Origin of the sequence: Parvibaculum sp. (genome assembly GCF_035325945.1) — a bacterium.
In the GTDB taxonomy this organism is placed as follows: Bacteria; Pseudomonadota; Alphaproteobacteria; order Parvibaculales; family Parvibaculaceae; genus Parvibaculum.
Genome location: NZ_DAOKYX010000004.1, coordinates 81,721 through 100,159, shown reverse-complemented (window position 1 = coordinate 100,159; position 18,439 = coordinate 81,721). Strand labels below are relative to the sequence as shown.

Below are 18,439 nucleotides of genomic sequence, written 5' to 3'. Positions count from 1 at the left end.
GCGCGCATGAGGGCAGGGAGCGAGGGGAGCATCGCGCCCAGCTCCAGAACCACGCGCAGTTCGCCGAGGCGCGAAAGGAGGCCGGGCTCGTCACCTGCGGATTTCGGCATGTCGCCTCCGGGCTTTCGGATGAATGGTCATGGCCTAGCAGGTTCGCGGCAGGCCCGGCATGTGATGATGGGGATCGAGACATTCTCCGGGCTCGATCTGTACCGTCGCATGGCTGATGCGGAAATGCGAGACGAGTCGCGCCTTGATGGCGAGAAGCGTGATCTCGGCATCGGCGCCGGGGGCGAGGCGGGCATGCAGCGTGACGAGCAACTGGCCCGGCGTCAGCGACCAGGCATGGACGTGATGCACATCGGCGACGCCTTCCACATTGGACATGAGGTCGGCGGAAATCGTTTCCGGCTCGAGGCCGGGCGGCGTGCCTTCCATGAGGATGTGGGCAGCATCGCGCGTGACGCGCCAGGCGCTTCGCAGGATGAGCGCCGCCACGAGCACGGAGAGCAGCGGGTCGATCGGCATGAAGCCCGTCGTGAGGATGACGATGGCGGCGGCGATGGCGGCGACGGAGCCGAGAAGATCGCCGAGAACATGGAGCGCCGCGCCGCGCAGGTTGAGGCTGTCATGCGCGCCGTGAAGCATGAGGAAGGAAAGGATATTGACGGCGAGGCCGCCCATCGCCACCACCAGCATCGGCCCGCCGAGAACGGGCGTGGGGTTGGCGACGCGGCCTATCGCCTCGACGACGATCCAGACGGAGAGGGCGAGCATCGTGGCGCCGTTAAGGAAGGCAGCGAGGGTTTCCGCGCGATGGTAGCCATAGGAGCGTGCATCGTCGGCCGGGCGGCGGGCGAGGCGCACGGCAAGCCAGGCGAGCGCCAGCGCGCCCGTATCGGTGAGCATGTGACCGGCATCGGCGATGAGGGCGAGCGAGCCGGACAGGTAGCCGCCCACCGCCTCGACGATCATGAAGCCGCCGGTGATCCAGAGCGCGATGGCGACGCGCCGCTCATTGCTCAGCCCGCCATGATCGTGGGCGTGGCTGTGCTCCTCGTGTCGATGGGTGCCGGACATCAGACTGCTTCCTCATGCACGTGAGCGACCATGTCCGCGACGACGCGGGCGATGTGATCGTCATGGATGCGATAGAAAATCTGCTTGCCGCGCCGCTCGGCGGTGACGAGCCGGGCCGCGCGCAGAAGGCGCAGATGGTGGCTGACGAGCGATGGCGAGAGGCCGAGCTTCGCCGCCATCGCTCCCACCGGCTGGGGTGTCGCCAGCGTTTCCACGACGATGCGCAGCCGGCTCGGATCGCCGAGAAGGCGGAAGGTTTCGGCAAGCTCCATCGCCTTGTCGTCGCTGAGCGGCTCGGCCGGCAGGCGGGAATGGTTCGATCTGCGGTGCATGTTATCATATAACATATGAACAACTGTTCATATGTTATCCAGTTCCGCCGGGCGGCGCAAGCCCTCGCGAAGCGGCCAGGATGCCGCGAGGGTTGGAGCGAGGGGGCCGTTCCTGTATGAAGGCGGCCCGGCAATTTTTGGGATGCATCAATGCGTATCGGCACGCCGCTATCGCCCGGAGCGACCCGGGTCATGCTTCTCGGTTCGGGCGAACTCGGCAAGGAGGTCGCCATCGAGCTGATGCGTTATGGCGCGGAGGTGATCGCGGTCGATCGCTACGAGAACGCTCCGGCTCAGCAGGTTGCGCATCGTGCCCATGTCATCCGCATGACGGATGGCACGGCGCTCCGGGCGATCGTCGAGAAGGAAAGGCCGCATCTCATCGTTCCCGAGATCGAGGCGATCGCGACCGACGAACTCGTGAAGATCGAGGCGGAGGGGCTCGCCGAGGTCATTCCGACGGCGCGTGCGGCGCAGCTCACGATGAACCGCGAGGGGATTCGCTGCCTCGCCGCGGAGGAACTGGGCCTGCCGGTTTCGCCCTATGCCTTTGCCTCCACCGCCGGAGAGCTTCGCGCGGCTGCCGAGCGGATCGGCTATCCCTGCTTCGTCAAGCCGGTCATGTCGTCATCCGGCAAGGGGCAGAGCTATGTCGAGAGCGCGGCGGGGATCGACGCCGCCTGGGATTATGCGATGTCGGGTGGCCGGGTCGAGAGCAGCCGCGTCATCGTCGAGGGACGGATCGCCTTCGATTACGAGATCACCCAGCTCACCGTTCGGGCGACTGGGCCCTCCGGCGAGATCGAGACGCATTTCTGCGCGCCCATCGGCCATCTCCAGGACAAGGGCGATTATGTCGAAAGCTGGCAGCCGCAGGCGATGAGCGCCGCGGCACTCGCCCGCGCGCGGGAAATCGCGAAGAAAGTGACGGATGCGCTTGGCGGCAGGGGCATTTTCGGCGTCGAACTTTTCGTGAAGGGCGATGAGGTCTGGTTCTCGGAAGTGAGCCCGCGCCCGCACGATACGGGCCTCGTGACGCTCGCCTCGCAATATCAGAGCGAATTCGCGCTCCATGCCCGCGCGATCCTCGGGCTTCCCGTCTCGACCGAGCTGCTGGCGCCGGGCGCCTCGGCGGTCATTTATGGGCGGCTCGAGGAAAAGGCGATCGCCTTCGAGGGGCTCGAGCGGGCGCTGGCCGTTCCGGGCTCCGAGGTCAGGCTTTTCGGCAAGCCGGAAGCATATCCCCGGCGGCGCATGGGCGTTGCGCTGGCGCGCGGCGGGGACGTGGCGGAGGCGCGGCAGCGGGCCGCGGAAGCCGCCTCGCACGTCAAGCCGGTCAGCACCCGGTAGCGCCGGCATCGAGCCTGCATTTACGGGAAGCCGCCCGAATTTGTGCAAGATCGGGCCGCACTCGCTTGCAAATTCGCACGAAACTTTTTCCGGATGCCATTTTCAGGTTCCGTTCTTGTCGCTATCCTGCATCTGTCGCAAATGTGTTTTGCGCAGACTGGGTAATGAAAATGAATTGGGACGACCTCCGCTTCTTTCTGGCCGTGGCGGGCGCCGGCAGCCTTTCGGGCGCCGGACAGCAGCTTGGCGTCAATACGACAACGGTTTTGCGCCGTGTGGCCTCGCTGGAGGACGATCTGGGCGCGCGGCTTTTCGAGCGTGAGAGGACCGGCTACCGGCTGACGGCGGCTGGCGAGAAGCTCGTCGAGGCGCTGGAGCCGGTCGATCGCCGCCTTTCGGCGTTGCCGAGGGATTTTGCCGCCTCGGGCTCGGGGAGCGAGGGGGCGGTGCGGCTCGCGGCGAGCGAAGTGCTGGCGGCCCCCCTCATCGCGGCGGAGCTTCCGGCCTTTCGCGAGGCTCATCCGAGCCTCGAGCTCGAGCTTGTGACCGATCCGCCGGGAATCACCGGGGGCGCGCCCCGGATCGGCAGCCCGCTCAGGGATGTCGATGTGGCACTTCGCGCGGCGCGGCCGACACAGGGCGACATGTTGATGCGGAAAGTCGGCGACATGGCTTATGGCCTTTACGCCGCGAAGGAATATCTCGCCGAGCGGGGCGTGCCCGGGCAGATGTCCGACCTGTCGGAGCATGACATGATCGGCTTTCCGCGCGCCGAAACGCCGCTCGGTCCCGTCTGGTGGATGTCCCGCGCCGAGAAAAACTCACGTGTGACATTCCGTTCGTCGAGCGCTGCGGCGCGCGCGGAGGCGGCGCGCCAGGGTCTCGGTCTTACCGCTCTTCCCTGCATCCTTGCTGACCAGGACAGCGGCTTCGAGCGCGTCTTCGGGCCGGACCTTCTGGGCGGGCTCGAATTATGGCTCATGGCGCGCAACGATCTCGCCCAGCTTGCCCATGTTCGCGCGGTTATGGAGTTCCTCGTGGATGCGGTGAGGCGGCATCGCTCGCGGCTCGAAGGGCGCTCTCACGAAATTACCGAGCTGCCCCCCAAACCCTTGAAAAGCCGTTGAAATCAAGTCTTTTTCGTTGCGTGGAATGCGCCTTTCGGCGTACAAACTTCGGGCCGCGCGGACCTGCGCGATCCGCAGGAAGGGCTTGTCGAGGCGATTCGGCGGGGCGTTGCGCTTTGAGGCAGCGAGCCCATTCCGGACGGCGCCGGCAAACCAGTGGAGACGGTTCGGGCGATGCCTTGGGGGTCGGAGTGACGAGGGAAATGCGGAGCGCGAGGCTGACCCGCGCACTTTCCCGGCGATACCCGGCAGGCACGGTTCGAGGCATGTTCGTGTACGGATGATCGGAGGAGTTTCTTTCTTTGATCGTTCGCGAACGCCCGGCGCCAGGACCTGTGCGCGACGCAATCGGGGGAAGCAAATCCAGAGCGATGAAATTGGTCCGCCCCGGCATGAATTCGGGACATGGGGGATCGGGACATGCGACGCTTTAACTGTTTGGCCACCACAAGCGAAGACACTTTCAACCGTCGGCGGACACGGTAAGAACAAGCGGTTCGACGACCACGTCAAAGGATAAAAACAAGCATGCTTTCCGGTCTGCTCGGCATGTTTTCAGCCGATATGGCAATCGATCTCGGCACCGCAAACACACTTGTCTATGTGAAGGGGCGAGGGATCGTCCTAAATGAGCCGTCGGTTGTCGCCATCATCGAAAAGGGCGGGAAGAAGCAGGTTCTGGCCGTGGGCGAGGAAGCCAAGCAGATGCTCGGCCGCACGCCCGGCAACATTCAGGCGATCCGCCCGATGCGGGACGGCGTGATCGCCGATTTCGAAGTCGCGGAAGAAATGATCAAGCATTTCATCCGCAAGGTTCACAACAGGCGCTCCTTCGCCAATCCGCAGATCATCGTTTGCGTGCCTTCGGGCTCGACGGCGGTGGAGCGGCGCGCCATTCAGGAATCGGCGCTTTCGGCCGGTGCGCGGCGTGTCTATATCATCGAGGAGCCGATGGCGGCGGCGATCGGCGCCGGCCTGCCGGTGACGGAGCCCACGGGCTCGATGGTTGTCGATATCGGCGGCGGCACGACGGAAGTCGCGGTGCTCTCGCTCGGCGGCATCGTCTATGCCCGTTCGGTTCGCGTCGGCGGCGACAAGATGGACGAGGCGATCATCGCCTATATCCGCCGGCACCATAATCTTCTCGTCGGCGAAGCCTCGGCCGAGCGCATCAAGAAGGAAGTCGGCTCGGCGGCCATTCCTTCGGATGGCGACGGCATGACCATCGAGATCAAGGGCCGCGACCTCATGAACGGCGTGCCGAAGGAAATCCGGATCGGCCAGCGGCAGATCGCCGAAAGCCTTGCGGAGCCCGTCGGCGCCATTGTCGAGGCGGTCAAGGTCGCGCTCGAGGCGACGCCGCCGGAGCTTGCCGCCGATATCGTGGACAAGGGCATCGTGCTCACGGGCGGCGGCGCGCTGCTCGCCAATCTCGATCAGGTGCTGCGCGACGAGACGGGGCTGCCTGTTTCGATCGCGGACGACGCGCTTTCCTGCGTCGCGCTCGGCACGGGCAAGGCGCTTGAACACATCAAGACCATGAAGCACGTTCTGTCGTCGGTGTATTAAGCGGACTACTCGCGAGGGGCGGGCAGCGGGACGGCGGGAGCGGTAAGGTGGCGATGGATCCAAACCGGTCGGGAGTGCCGATCCGCGAGATCTCGAACCGGATTTCGCTCGTCTTCATGCTGACGCTTGCCGCGGCGCTGCTCCTGCTCGGGCGGGCGGAGACCTATGTCTTCGATCGCGCGCGCCAGGCCGTCACCGATCTTGCGGCCCCTCTGCTCGAAATCGCCTCGCGGCCGGTTTCCGTCGTGCGGCGCGTGATCGAGCGCACCGACGAATATGCCTATGTCTTCGACGAGAACGAGCGGCTGCGGGCCGAGAATGCGCGGCTTCTCGCCTGGAAGGAAGCGGCGCTGAAGCTCGAGGCGAAGACCGCGCGCTTCGAGGCGCTGCTCAATGTGCAGGTCGATCCCGACATCAAATATGTGACGGGGCGCGTCGTCAGCGACAATGGCGGCCCGTTCGTCGATACGGTGATCGTCAATACCGGCCGGGAGCACGGGGTGAAAAGCGGCGACGCCGTGATCGACACGGACGGGCTCATCGGCCGGATCGTTGCGACGGGGGAGCGGGCAAGCCGCGTCCTCCTTCTGACCGACCTCAATAGCCGGATTCCCGTGGTGGTGGAGCCTTCGCACTTCAAGGCCATTCTTGCGGGCGACAACACGGACTGGCCGCGGCTCGAATATCTCGCGGTGAAAAGCGGCGTCTCTCCCGGCGACCGGGTGGTGACGTCAGGCGATGGCGGCCTCATTCCGCCGGGAGTTCCGGTCGGCCTCGTCATCCAGACGAATGACGGATTTTTGCGTGTGCAGACCTTCGCCGATCGCGACCGGCTCGATTTCGTCCGTATCCTGAAATTCGAGTTCCCGAGCAAGGTGGACAGGCAGGACCCGCCAGCGGTGCTGCTCGGCCCGCCCGTGCCGCCGAAACCCGCCGAAGTGGCAAAGCCGATCACGCAGATACCCGGCGCACCCAAGCCCGCGACGCCGCCCGCCTCCGAGGTGGCGTCATCGCGGGCGGCGCAACCTCCTGCCGCGAAGAAACCGGCAAAGCCCTCGGCAGCGCCTGCAACGCAGACCGCGCCAGCGCCCGCCGCCGCGATGCCACCGGCTTCGCAGTCTGGTGCCGCGGCCGGAGCGCCGCCAGCGGCGGGCCAGATGCAGCCGATCCCGGACGTGCTCGATGAGGACACGCCGCCGCCCGCGCCGAGCGATGCGAGCGGTGAAGACACGCCGGGGGTCGAGTGACCATGCCGCGCCTCGAGCCCTATACACCGACACCCGCGGCGCGCGCCGGGCGCATCGTCGTCACGGTTCTGCCCTTCATCATGGGCCTTGCCTGCGTGCTGCTTTCCTTCGTGCCGATGGGCCGCATCTTCGGCACATCGGTCATGCCCGCCTTCGCGCTCATGGCGATCTATTACTGGGCGATCGTCCGCCCCGAGATGTTCCCGGTTTATGCGGTGTTTCTGGTCGGGCTCCTTTCCGATCTCCTCTCGGACGGTCCGATCGGATTGTGGGCCTTCGTCTATGTGCTGACCTATATCGTCGTGCTCACCCAGCGCTTCCTCGCCGTGAATGCGCCGTTCTCGGTGTTCTGGCTCGGCTTCTTCATGGCGGCCGCGCTCGCCGGGTTCGTCGGCTGGAGCGCCGCCTCACTTTTCTATGGCACGGTCCTGCCGCTGAAGCCGATCGTCTGGCACATGTTCGTGACCGTTGCGATCTTCCCGATCTTTGCCATGATCTTCGGGCGCATCGAGCGCCGAATTCTTCCGACGGGCTAGGGGGGAGCGCGGCGATGAAGTTCGACGGCAGGGACAATTCACGCTACAAGACCTTCACGCGCCGGGCCGCGATCCTCGGTGCCGGGCAGGCGGCGGCTTTCGCCATTCTCGCCGGGCGCATGTATTATCTGCAGATCCTGAAATCCGACGAATACCGCATGATGGCGGAAGAAAACCGCATCAACGTGCGGCTTCTCGCGCCGCTCCGGGGGCGGGTCGTCGATCGCTTCGGGACGGTGCTCGCCTCCAACCGGCAGAATTACCGGGCTGTCCTCATCCCTGAACAGACGCCGGATATCGAAGATACGCTCGACAAGCTCGCCCGTATCGTTTCCATCACGCCTTATGATCGCAAGAAGATCATGCGGGACATCGCGCGCTCGCCGCGCTTCATGCCGGTCACGGTGGTCGAGGGGCTGACCTGGGAACAATTCGCGCAGATCAACATCAACGAACCGGACCTTCCGGGTATCCAGCCCGATGTGGGCGAGACGCGGCATTATCCGTTCACGACACATCTTGCGCATGTGGTCGGCTATGTGGGCGCGGTTTCGGAAAAGGATCTCAGCGCCGCCGAGGAAGTGCAGCCGCTGATGAGGCTGCCCGGCTTCCGGATCGGCAAGAGCGGTATCGAGAAGACCTATGACCCGAAGCTGCGCGGCACGGCGGGCGCGAGCCATGTCGAGGTCAATGCCTATGGGCGCGTGATCCGCGAACTCTCGAAGGACCCCGGCAAGCCCGGCGAGGAAATCGTTCTGACGCTCGATATGGGCATACAGGAATTCGCCTGCGAGCGGCTGAAGGAAGAATCGGCAAGCGCCGTCGTCATGGACATTCACACCGGCGAGGTTCTCTCCTTCGTTTCGACGCCTGCCTTCGATCCCAATGATTTCAACATGGGCCTCAGCCAGGATCAGTGGAAGGCGCTGGTCGACAATCCCTACAAGCCGCTGACCGACAAGGCCCTTGCGGGGCTTTATCCGCCCGGCTCGACCTTCAAGACGGTGACGGCGCTCGCCGCGCTGCGCGCCGGGATCGACCCCAACCGCACCATTCACTGCAGCGGCCAATACGCGCTCGGCGATCACTTCTTCCATTGCTGGAGGAAGGAAGGCCATGGCTCGATGAACATGCATGATGCGATCAAGCATTCCTGCGACATCTATTTCTACGATGTCGCCCGGCGCATCGGCATCGACGCGATCGAGAAGATGGCCAAGGAATTCGGCCTCGGCCAGACCTTCGATCTGGAAATCCCGGGCGAGAAGCAGGGCATCGTTCCGAGCCGGGCCTGGAAGCGGGCGGTGACTGGCGTTTCCTGGCAGCAGGGTGAAACGCTCATCACGGGCATCGGCCAGGGTTTTCTGCTGACGACGCCATTGCAGCTTGCCGTCATGACGGCGCGGCTCGCCAATGGCGGCTATGCGGTGAAGCCGCGTCTCACCCGCGCCATAGGCGGCGAGCTTCTGCCCGTGCCGCAGGCGCCGAAGATCGACGTCGATCCCCAATGGCTGAAGATCGTGCAGGACGGTATGAACGGCGTTTCCAACGAGCCGGGCGGCACCGCCTTCCGGGCGCGTATCACGGATGCGGGAATGGAACTTGCCGGCAAGACCGGTTCGGCGCAGGTGAGGCGCATCAGCATGGCCGAGCGCCTCGCCGGTGTGCGCAAGAACGAAGCGCTTGCGTGGCATCTGCGCGACCACGCGCTCTTCATCTGCTTCGCGCCCGTGGCAGAGCCCCGCTATGCGATGTCGCTCGTCATCGAGCATGGCGGATCTGGCTCGGGTGCTGCGGCGCCCGCAGCGCGCGACATCATGCGCGAGGTGCAGTTGCGCAATCCGGTCAGCCGGCAGGCCTATGCGCCATTGCGGGGCGCGCTCAATGCGGTTGAGGAGGGGTGATGCTCGATCTGCGCCGTTTTACCGGCCGGGAAATGCGGCTCGGCGACAAGCTCCTCGAATTCAACTGGGGCTTCCTGCTGCTCATCACCGTCATCGCGTCGATGGGCTTCGCAATGCTCTATTCCGTGGCGGATGGAAGCTTCTCGCCCTGGGCCTTGAAGCAGATGGTTCGTTTCGCGCTCGGCGCGGGCATCATGGTCGTCGTGGCGATGATCGACCTCAGGCTGTGGATGCGCGTCGCCTATCCGCTTTACGGCGTGGCGCTGGTGCTGGTCGCGGCAGTCGATATTGTCGGCTTCAAGGGCATGGGCGCGCAGCGCTGGCTCAATCTCGGCATCATTCAGCTCCAGCCTTCCGAGGTGATGAAGGTCGCGCTTCTGCTGGCGCTGGCGCGATATTTCCACGGGCTCGCGCTCGATGAGGTTTCGCGCCTGAGGAATCTCATCGTGCCGCTCCTTCTCATCGCGGTGCCCGTCGCTCTCGTGGTGAAGCAGCCGGACCTTGGCACGGCGATCCTGCTCACGGTTTCGGGCGTCGTTATCTTCTTTGCGGCCGGGCTTGCGTGGCGCTACTTCATTGCCGGAGGACTTGCCGTCCTGGCGGCCATTCCCATCGTCTGGGATCGCCTGCACGATTATCAGAGGGACCGCGTCTTCACCTTTCTCGATCCAGAGCGCGATCCGCTCGGCGCGGGCTATCACATCCTGCAATCCAAGATCGCGCTCGGATCGGGCGGCATCTTCGGCAAGGGCTTCATGGCCGGTACGCAGGCCCATCTGAACTTCCTGCCCGAAAAGCAGACCGACTTCATCTTCACGATGCTCGGCGAGGAACTCGGTTTCATCGGCGGGATCACGCTGCTCGCCTTCTATTGCATCGCGCTCGCCTTCGCCTTCAGCGTGGCGCTGCAGAGCCGAAACCAGTTCGGCCGGCTGCTGGCGATGGGCGTGGCGGTGAGCTTCTTCTTCTATGTGTTCATCAATGCGGCCATGGTGATGGGGCTTCTGCCGGTGGTCGGCGTGCCGCTGCCGCTCGTCTCCTATGGCGGCACGGCGATGCTTTCGATCATGTTCGCCTTCGGCCTGCTGATGAGCGTTTACGTCCACAGGAATCTTGAAATCTCCCGGAGCCCGAGCGCTTTCTGGTGATCCGGCAAATGGTCCGGAACAGGGGCAAAAAGACATAGGGAGGTTTTTTCCAAGTGTGCTGGACAGGCTCCGCCAGCTTTGCTATAGGCAGCCTCCTGCAAGGGATTTGGTGGTCCCAAGGACCCGACACCATGACTGTCCCCGCGAGATTCGGGGCAGGCACCGGTCGGGCGCATAGCTCAGTTGGTAGAGCAGCTGACTCTTAATCAGCGGGTCCCAGGTTCGAGTCCTGGTGCGCCCACCAAACTTTCCGCCGCGGCCGGGCAGCCGCCTTGTTCTTTGTCGGCGTCATTGCGGGAGCGTCAGTCCTGACTCGCGAAATGCCCCGGCGGGGAAGCTGGCAATCGTTGCGCCATCCGGGCCGAGGATTGAGGCGGATACGAGCTTTCCGTAAAGCACGGCGCGGTGAGGGCCATTTTCTGCCCCGGTGACGGTAAAGGCGACGCGCGTTTCAACGCTGCCTTTGCGATGTGCAACCTCGTTCAATAGTTTTTCCGCCGCGCCGCGAGCGAGAGTAATGCCGTCAATCTCCACCCAGCGGTCGAGCGCGAGATTCATTTCATCGGCTCGGAACCCGAAGCGCGCGCCACTTCCGATGAGGCCTGCGAAAGCCGGCACCGGCCCGGCATCATCGGCAGCCAGATTTTCTTTGATCTTGTAGACAGCCATGCTCCGGGCTTTTTGAGGCAGGCCGGGCGATGGCTGATAGGCGGCGGGCGTATTTGACGGCACGCCGTTAACGAGATCGAGTGCGGGCATCAATAGATCGAACAGGCCGGGTTGCACACGGGGGCGGCTATAGCAGCACTTCGAGATCAGTTTTCCGGTGTTGTCGTCATAGCGCAGCTCAAGGAGCGTGAATTTCGCAATCAGCGTGTCCGGTGCTGCTTTGATGCGGGTGGCGATATCGTCTTTCAGGACAGGCGCGAGCTCCGCGCTCGCCATGCGAGGATTGCGATCCTTGACCTGTGCGGCGGAGAAGATCGGCTCCATGCCGCGAGATGGCGCGTGGGAAAAATAGTGCGACTGCGCGGCGAGTATCTGCTCCTCGGCAAGCTTGTTCCAAATTTCATCGCTGAGCAGATTGGGGTTGGTGCGAAGCGCATTCAGCATGATGAGGTAATAGCTCATCGGAGCCGCGCCGTTGGATTGCGCCATGACAGGTGATGTAAAACCGATCATCGCCACGGCGATTGCAGCCATTGCAACATGTCTTGCAGTATCCAGATGACGTTTCAATATATTCACCTTAAATTGGCGGCTTCCCTTGCATTCTGTTCTATCAATCCAGTTGCTTCGTCCAGCGATGCGGGGCAGGCGCTGACAGCTCGTATGCCATAGATGCGTGCCAGGCTTTCTCTCGTGGAAAGTTGGCGTATCAGCTCCAGATAGTCCGGGTGCACACTATTGTGCCAGAAACTAAGCTCCATTCGTCGGAGCTGCCCGTTCACGACTTCGCTGTCATATGTGCATGTGAGGATCTCGTAGTCGGATGGTTGGTCAAGCCTTGACGTATATCGCTCGATGACGGCGTCATCTGCAGCCGGCGAAGTCAGTTTCCAGAGCTTCAGCGTCATGGAAACAGTGTTTGACGGCCACGTTTTTGCTCCCACCAGTTTTCCGGTGCCGCGATGGCGCGGCGAAGCTTCTCCATCCTTCAGGGCTGTTTCTGGCTGTGCAGGGGAATGCGTGGATTTCTGGTAAGTGAAATCCAGGTCGACAGTGATGTTGGACATCCTGTAGATCGAAAACTGGTCCTCCAGATTGTCGATGTTCGTCATATACGAGAATGTTTCGAGGCGCTCACCGTTGCCGCATTTCTGCAGTTCCTCTTTCGACCACACATATGCCTCGAAAGCATTTGCAGGGTGCACGCAGAACTTCTCTTTTCTTGTGGGCCACTCTATCTGGTCGCCGCCAGTCACCTCGACATGGAGCCAGATTTCGTAATACTTCACGTCCTGCAGATGCACGGTGTACTCGCACTTGCCGGCCGGAATATTCCACCAGCCCTGACGGCGCCATCCGGTTGCCATGAGTGCCGCGATGCCCCAGGGAATGGCCTGTGTTGCAACGGCAACAACAACGTCATGATTCTTGTTCGTGTTGCAGACCAGAAGCGAATCCGTAGTGGAATCCCAGGCTTCCGCAGGCTCGATCAAAGAAGCGGAGAGAACCCCTGCAAGCAGCAGGGCGAGAAACCTCTTGAGCCTGAACCTGGATGCGATCATCGAGATCTTTCCGGACCGTCCGCTCTTCATCGTCATCATACTGATCGCATGGACGCAGGGAGTCGATAATTGAGGGTGAGTACTCCGATTGGTGACCGGCTGTCGCCTCAAGTCAAAAACGTCCTTCTTCCCCGCATGCCCGGATGAGTTTCGCGGTGCAACTCATGCGCGGGTTCGGCGGCATAAGGCGCGCCGGACAAGATGGGCACCTAGGCCAGTGGGAGATGTTTTCTCACCGGGTTGCCTTTCCAGAAAGGGCGACTAGATCAATCTGACCGCAACCCGGCTATGCTGTTCGCTGACTGGCGGGGTGCTGGAAGCCAGCCGCGCAAATGAGATGAGTATGAGTAAGGCCTTCACGAAAGAAACCGATACGGAAGACGATGACGGCCACGATGCAGCCGATACGCTGCCGGCCGGCTTCAAGAATTACATCACGCCCGAAGGGCTCGAAAGGCTCCACGCGGAGCTGCGGCACCTGCAGCGCGTCGAACGGCCCAAGGTGGTGGAGACGGTCGCCTGGGCGGCGGGGAACGGCGATCGCTCGGAGAATGGCGACTACATCTACGGAAAGAAGCGGCTTCGCGAGATCGACCGGCGGATGCGCTTTCTCGCCAAGCGGATCGAGATCGCCGAGGTCGTCGATCCGGCGCTGCAAAAGAACCGGGAGCGGGTCTATTTCGGCGCAACCGTCACCTATGCCACGGCGGCGGGCGACGAGCGGACGGTCCGCATCGTCGGCGTCGATGAGGCGCGGCTCGAAGAGGGCGAGGTGAGCTGGATCTCGCCCATCGCCCGGGCGCTGCTGAAGGCGGAGGAAGGCGACACGGTCGAGCTTCGCACACCCGCCGGGCCCGAAACGATCGAAGTGGTGAAGATCAGCTATAGCGGGCGGTGATCTCTTTCACGCCGGCATGCTAGTTTCCCCTTCGCGGACACGGAAGATTCGCCAAGCGAAGGGCATAGCGGATGCGTACTCTCGACGAGTTGATGGCAGGCTACAGGGCCGAGCTGATTTCACCGGTCGATGAGACCCAGCAGGCTCTGGTCGACCGGCTGATCGCGCCAAACAGGGATGCGATCCTGCGCGACATGCTGGCGCTCCGTGCGGAAACCGATCGGTTCATGCTTGGACGGATCGCGGCCGCAAAGCCGGACGATGAGGGCATCGGCCCGCGGGCGGCCTATCCGGTGAGCTATTGCCTCGAGATCACGCGGCGGATGCTGCACCTCATGGGGCGCGCGCCTGCGCCCGCTCACATGACGGGGCTCGTGGCGATCCAGGAATTCGCCCGTTGCGGGGGCGTCGTCAAGCGCGTGTGGGGTACGCTTCGGGACACCTATTTTCAGAATGCCATTCAGGTCGGCAGCTACTATCTCGATGTGGCGAATGACACGGTCAATCCGAAGAAGGACAAGATCGAGCTTCTGCCGATGGCGGAGGCGAATTTCCGCAGCGTGGAGAATTTTTTCGAGTTCGAGAAAGTAGGGCGCGGCTATTGGGAGAGCCATATGATTCCCAATCGCCACTTCCCGAACCTCGCGCCATTTTTTCCCATCATCACATTCTCCAGGCGCGGTGTGATCCGGCTCGACAGCGCGAATGCGTTCATGTTCCCGATGAATATCGAAAAAGGGTTCGAGCCCGCCCGCGAGTTCGTGCTGGGCGGCGAAACGCCGGGAAGGACCGAGCCCTATGTGGAAATCCTCGCCCGGCTCGCGGCCATGGACCCGCGCATGAGCGATCCGTCGGGCTTGCTCTACTTCACCGGGGCGGCCGACGAAAAGCTGCTCGAGGAAAGCTTCGGCCGCGTGCGGGGTCTTGGCCGTGCGGCGCTCGAGGCCGATGTGCAGCGCGTGCTTGGCATCGATCCCATGCTGGGAAAAAGGCGGGCCGCGCAGCCGGCGCTTCAATAGACCCGGAAAGAAAACGGCCGGGTGTTATGCCCGGCCGTCTTGTCACTTCCGATTTCAGCTCGCCGCCGATGCGCTGCGCTGGCGCTTCCGGCTGCGGCTACCGGGCCGGTTGCGGCTTTCGTGCCGCCTTGCTTCTCCATCGCGGGCCTCGCCCTGCGCCGGGCGGCCATGGCGCTTCGGCTTGCCGCCCCGGTGCCTCTTCGGCTGGCCGTGGGGCCGCTCCGGACGCTCCGGCCGCGAGCTTCCGCCTTCGCCCGCCTGCGGCGTATGCGGAGCGGTTTCGCCGATCAGCGGGCGCGTATCGGCCACGGCGAGGGGGCGGCGCGTCAGGCGCTCGATCGCCTTCAGATGTGAGCGCTCCGAGGCGTCGCAGAAGGAGAGCGCAATGCCGCTCGCACCGGCACGCGCCGTGCGGCCGATGCGGTGGACATAGCTCTCCGGCTCGTTCGGCAGTTCGTAATTGACGACATGCGTGATGCCATCGACGTCGATGCCGCGCGCGGCAATGTCGGTGGCGACGAGCACGCGGGCGCGGCCCGAGCGGAATTCCTCGAGCGCCTTCTGACGCGCGTTCTGCGACTTGTTGCCGTGGATCGCCTCGGCCGCGATGCCGCCTTTTTCGAGCTGCTCGCTCACCCGGTTGGCGCAATGCTTGGTGCGGGTGAAGATGATGACGCGCGACATGTCGGCGTTTTCAAGGAGCTTTGCCAGAAGCTCGCGCTTGCGCTTCTGCTCGACGAAAAGCACATGCTGCTCGATGCGATCGACGGTCACGACTTCCGGCGTGACCTCGACGCGAACAGGCGATTGCAGAATTTCGGCGGCAAGCGACTCGATCGACTTCGGCATGGTCGCGGAGAAGAGGAGCGACTGGCGCGCGCGCGGCATGGCGGCGATGATCTTCTTCACGTCATGCACGAAGCCCATGTCGAGCATGCGGTCGGCTTCGTCGAGAACGAGCGTCGTCGTCTCGTCGAGGCGGACATGCCTCTGGTTCATCAGGTCGAGCAGGCGGCCCGGCGTCGCGACGAGAATGTCGACACCCTGCGAAAGCGCCTTCACCTGGCGGAACTGGTTGACGCCGCCGAAGATGACCGTGTGACGCAGATGCAGATGCCGGCCATAGATGCGCAGGCTCTCGTCGATCTGGATCGCGAGTTCGCGCGTCGGGGCGAGGATGAGCGCGCGCACGCCGCGCGGTGTGCGCTTGCGCTTTTCATTGGCGAGCTTCTGCAGGATCGGCAGCGAGAAGGCGGCCGTCTTGCCGGTGCCGGTCTGCGCGAGGCCGAGGAGATCGCGGCCTTCGAGCAGCGGCGGAATCGAACGGAACTGGATCGGGGTGGGGGTTTCGTAACCTTCCGCGCTGAGCGCGCGGCAGATGGGCTCGGCAATGCCAAGCTCGGCAAATGTAGAGGACGTCATTCGATAAATATACTTTCTGACAAGCGCAACAAGCCGGCTCGAAGGGCCGGAACTTCAACGCGGGTTTTCCGCGTCCAACGCGCTTGGATCGGGGGGATCTGACTGTTTCGGGATTAGGCGCAGTCCGGGCGCGTGGCCCATGGGGGACGGCGCAAAGCGCGCTCGCCAAAACAATCTCGCGCTAGATGCGCCTTTGTCCGGCCGATGTCAAGCAGCGAAGAGTGACTGCGAATTCATCATGCAATCCATAGTCATAAGCGATTGTCGTTCGGCCCCAATGGGGGCATGATCGCCCGAATTGAAGGCGCGCTCCGGGGCAACGATGATCACAGCCTATGTCAGAACGAACGGCATCCTCAGCTCGCATGCTGTAGAACCGTCCGGCGTGATCCCCGAAGACGTCGTCTGGATAGATCTTCTCGAACCGACGCCGGAAGAAGAGCGCTTCGTCGATGAAGTGCTCGGCCTCGATGTTCCCTCCGAAGAGGAAATGCAGGAGATCGAGGTTTCGAGCCGCCTCTATCAGGAGCGGAACGCGCTTTACATGACGGCGACCGTCATGACGGGCGCGGATACGGCCAAGCCCGGCCGTTCTCCCGTGACCTTCGTTCTGGTGGGGCACCGTCTTCTCACGCTTCGTTATGCGGAGCCGCTGCCGTTCCGCGTTTTCGCGGCCAAGGCGCGGCGCCATGCGGCGAATTTCAATACGGGCGAGGAAGTGCTTGCCGGGCTGCTCGATGCCATCGTCGATCGCGTCGCCGATATTCTGGAGCGCGTGCAGGGCGAGATCGACATACTTTCCAATGAAATTTTCGTCCGCGAGGAGGGCGCGCCCAAACTCGATTTCGACGAGGTTCTGAGACGCATCGGGAGAACGCAGGCGCTCACCACGCAGGCGCGGGAAAGCCTCGTCAGCATCGCGCGGCTCCTGAGCTTCATCGGTAGGCCGGCCGAAACCAAGCTGCCGAAAGCCTTCGAGCGCGGCTTCAAGACGATCTCGCGGGACGTCATGGCCCTCAGCGATCACGCGAGCTTTCTGGCGAACAACATCAACTTCATGCTCGATGCCACGCTCGGCCTGATCAACAGTGAACAGAACGGCATCATCAAGATTTTCTCGGTCGCCGCCGTCGTCTTTCTGCCGCCGACGGTCATCGCCAGCATCTATGGCATGAATTTCCAGAGCATGCCCGAACTGAGCTGGGCGCTGGGCTATCCCTTCGCGCTGGGATTGATGGTGCTTTCGGCCGTGCTTCCCTATTACTATTTCAAGCGTCGAGGCTGGCTCTGATTCGCCGCTCGGAAAGCGCGAAAGTAACCTTCCGCCGCCGGAAATAGGATCAAAATCCCTTGCGGCAGCGGGCAATAAAAGGTTCACTACGCGCGAACAAGCAGGGCGGGTTCCGCCCGGAGTGCCCGGAATATGGGCGGTTTCGGGGGACGCGAGGCTGAACCCGCGAGAAGTCGTGTTTAGCGCCGGCCCCGCGCCAGCAAGAGGGACGCATGGGCCTCAAGGTTCTGATACTCGGTGTCAATGGCTTCATCGGCAGCCATCTCAGCGAAACCATTCTCAAGACTCGCGACTGGGAGGTCTATGGAATGGACCTCCAGCAGGACAAGCTGGACGGCTGTCTTGGCCACCCGCGTTTCCACTTCGTCGAAGGCGACATCACGATCAACAAGGAGTGGATCGAGTATCACGTCCGCAAATGCGACGTGGTGCTGCCGCTCGTCGCCATCGCGACGCCGGCCATCTATGTCTCCGATCCGTTGCGGGTGTTCGAGCTCGACTTCGAGGCGAACCTCGCCATCGTGCGCTATTGCGTGCGCTACAAGAAGCGCGTGGTCTTTCCCTCGACTTCGGAAGTCTACGGCATGTCGCCGGACAAGGAATTCGACGAGGAAACGAGCAATCTCGTGCTTGGTCCGATCAGCAAGCAGCGCTGGATCTATTCCTGCTCGAAGCAGCTTCTCGATCGCGTGATCCACGCATATGGGCTCAAGGGCCTGCTGCGCTACACGCTCTTCCGCCCGTTCAACTGGATCGGGCCGAAGCTCGACAACATCCAGGCGGCGAATGAAGGCTCGTCGCGCGTTCTGACGCAGTTTCTCGGCAATATTCTGCGCGGCAAGGATATTCAGCTCGTCGATGGCGGCGCGCAGAAGCGCTGCTTCCTCTATATCGACGATGCGATGGGCGCGCTGATGAAGATTCTCGAGAACGAGAACGGCATCGCCGATCAGCGCATCTTCAATATCGGCAATCCGAAGGCGGAGCTTTCCATCGCCGAGCTTGCGGAGATGATGCTGTCCGTCGTCTCCGAGTTTCCGGGCTATGAGAATGTGCGCGACCGCGTGCGGCTCGTGAAGACGAGTTCGGGCGAGTATTACGGCCAGGGCTATCAGGACATGCTGGTGCGCGTCCCCTCGATCAAGGCGGCGCAGACGCATCTCGGCTGGCAGCCCACGACGGATGTGAGAAGCGCCATCAAGCAGACGGTCGAATTCTATATCGACCAGTTCGGCTCCGGCGCCGACAGAGGGGCGGTCGAAAGCGAATTGCTGTGAGCATGGCG

16 protein-coding genes and 1 tRNA gene are annotated in these 18,439 nt (G+C 63.0%); 12 read left to right on the top strand and 5 right to left on the bottom strand.

Annotation, left to right across the window (positions count from 1 at the left end; translation table 11 throughout):
- Positions 1 to 144: 144 nt before the first annotated feature.
- Both PKA57_RS04195 and PKA57_RS04190 read right to left on the bottom strand, forming a co-directional pair.
- On the bottom strand, positions 145 to 1,080 hold the full coding sequence (locus PKA57_RS04195) for a cation diffusion facilitator family transporter (protein WP_324297802.1): 936 nt from the start codon (positions 1,078 to 1,080) through the stop codon (positions 145 to 147).
- Positions 1,080 to 1,412: a metalloregulator ArsR/SmtB family transcription factor gene (locus PKA57_RS04190; RefSeq protein ID WP_324297800.1), complete on the bottom strand. Its 333-nt coding sequence runs from the start codon at positions 1,410 to 1,412 to the stop codon at positions 1,080 to 1,082. Before PKA57_RS04190 ends, PKA57_RS04195 begins: the two co-directional genes overlap by 1 nt.
- A gap of 150 nt (positions 1,413 to 1,562) precedes the next feature.
- Here PKA57_RS04190 and purT point away from each other — a divergent pair, with 150 nt between their 5' ends.
- The 8 genes from purT (at position 1,563) to PKA57_RS04150 (ending at position 10,537) form a co-directional block, all read left to right on the top strand.
- The gene (gene purT / locus PKA57_RS04185; RefSeq protein ID WP_324297798.1) at positions 1,563 to 2,762 is read left to right on the top strand and encodes a formate-dependent phosphoribosylglycinamide formyltransferase; all 1,200 of its coding nucleotides are present in this window, start codon (positions 1,563 to 1,565) and stop codon (positions 2,760 to 2,762) included.
- A 170-nt stretch (positions 2,763 to 2,932) separates the two neighbouring features.
- Positions 2,933 to 3,889 (top strand): LysR family transcriptional regulator, encoded by a 957-nt coding sequence (locus PKA57_RS04180; RefSeq protein WP_324297796.1) that lies wholly within the window; start codon positions 2,933 to 2,935, stop codon positions 3,887 to 3,889.
- A gap of 528 nt (positions 3,890 to 4,417) precedes the next feature.
- The gene (locus PKA57_RS04175; RefSeq protein ID WP_324297794.1) at positions 4,418 to 5,458 is read left to right on the top strand and encodes a rod shape-determining protein; all 1,041 of its coding nucleotides are present in this window, start codon (positions 4,418 to 4,420) and stop codon (positions 5,456 to 5,458) included.
- A gap of 53 nt (positions 5,459 to 5,511) precedes the next feature.
- Positions 5,512 to 6,705, top strand: a complete 1,194-nt coding sequence (mreC, locus tag PKA57_RS04170; RefSeq protein WP_324297892.1) for a rod shape-determining protein MreC — start codon at positions 5,512 to 5,514, stop codon at positions 6,703 to 6,705.
- Positions 6,706 to 6,707: 2 nt separating this feature from the next.
- Positions 6,708 to 7,241 carry a rod shape-determining protein MreD gene (gene mreD, locus PKA57_RS04165; protein ID WP_324297889.1) on the top strand — a complete coding sequence of 178 codons (534 nt, stop codon included), beginning with the start codon at positions 6,708 to 6,710 and terminating at the stop codon, positions 7,239 to 7,241.
- A 14-nt stretch (positions 7,242 to 7,255) separates the two neighbouring features.
- The gene (mrdA, locus tag PKA57_RS04160; RefSeq protein ID WP_324297792.1) at positions 7,256 to 9,145 is read left to right on the top strand and encodes a penicillin-binding protein 2; all 1,890 of its coding nucleotides are present in this window, start codon (positions 7,256 to 7,258) and stop codon (positions 9,143 to 9,145) included.
- The gene (gene rodA / locus PKA57_RS04155) at positions 9,145 to 10,293 is read left to right on the top strand and encodes a rod shape-determining protein RodA (RefSeq protein ID WP_324297788.1); all 1,149 of its coding nucleotides are present in this window, start codon (positions 9,145 to 9,147) and stop codon (positions 10,291 to 10,293) included. The genes mrdA and rodA overlap by 1 nt, the downstream gene beginning before the upstream one ends.
- Before the next feature lie 168 nt (positions 10,294 to 10,461).
- A tRNA-Lys gene (locus PKA57_RS04150) sits at positions 10,462 to 10,537 on the top strand.
- 44 nt (positions 10,538 to 10,581) lie between these two features.
- On the opposite strand, the gene PKA57_RS04145 is transcribed toward PKA57_RS04150, so the two are convergent.
- Positions 10,582 to 11,532 (bottom strand): hypothetical protein, encoded by a 951-nt coding sequence (locus PKA57_RS04145; RefSeq protein WP_324297786.1) that lies wholly within the window; start codon positions 11,530 to 11,532, stop codon positions 10,582 to 10,584.
- Positions 11,533 to 11,537: 5 nt separating this feature from the next.
- Positions 11,538 to 12,563: a DUF1036 domain-containing protein gene (locus PKA57_RS04140; protein WP_324297784.1), complete on the bottom strand. Its 1,026-nt coding sequence runs from the start codon at positions 12,561 to 12,563 to the stop codon at positions 11,538 to 11,540.
- Between the two features lie 304 nt (positions 12,564 to 12,867).
- Here PKA57_RS04140 and greB point away from each other — a divergent pair, with 304 nt between their 5' ends.
- Both greB and PKA57_RS04130 read left to right on the top strand, forming a co-directional pair.
- Entirely contained in the window at positions 12,868 to 13,422 is a 555-nt protein-coding gene (gene greB / locus PKA57_RS04135) for a transcription elongation factor GreB (RefSeq protein WP_324297782.1), read from the top strand.
- A gap of 71 nt (positions 13,423 to 13,493) precedes the next feature.
- The gene (locus tag PKA57_RS04130) at positions 13,494 to 14,441 is read left to right on the top strand and encodes a hypothetical protein (protein ID WP_324297780.1); all 948 of its coding nucleotides are present in this window, start codon (positions 13,494 to 13,496) and stop codon (positions 14,439 to 14,441) included.
- 54 nt (positions 14,442 to 14,495) lie between these two features.
- Here PKA57_RS04130 and PKA57_RS04125 read toward each other — a convergent pair whose 3' ends face one another.
- Positions 14,496 to 15,863 carry a DEAD/DEAH box helicase gene (locus PKA57_RS04125; protein ID WP_324297778.1) on the bottom strand — a complete coding sequence of 456 codons (1,368 nt, stop codon included), beginning with the start codon at positions 15,861 to 15,863 and terminating at the stop codon, positions 14,496 to 14,498.
- 322 nt (positions 15,864 to 16,185) lie between these two features.
- Between PKA57_RS04125 and PKA57_RS04120 the strand changes: the two genes are divergently transcribed.
- Both PKA57_RS04120 and PKA57_RS04115 read left to right on the top strand, forming a co-directional pair.
- On the top strand, positions 16,186 to 17,154 hold the full coding sequence (locus PKA57_RS04120; RefSeq protein ID WP_324297776.1) for a magnesium transporter CorA family protein: 969 nt from the start codon (positions 16,186 to 16,188) through the stop codon (positions 17,152 to 17,154).
- A gap of 212 nt (positions 17,155 to 17,366) precedes the next feature.
- Entirely contained in the window at positions 17,367 to 18,431 is a 1,065-nt protein-coding gene (locus tag PKA57_RS04115; protein ID WP_324297774.1) for a bifunctional UDP-4-keto-pentose/UDP-xylose synthase, read from the top strand.
- Positions 18,432 to 18,439: the final 8 nt, after the last annotated feature.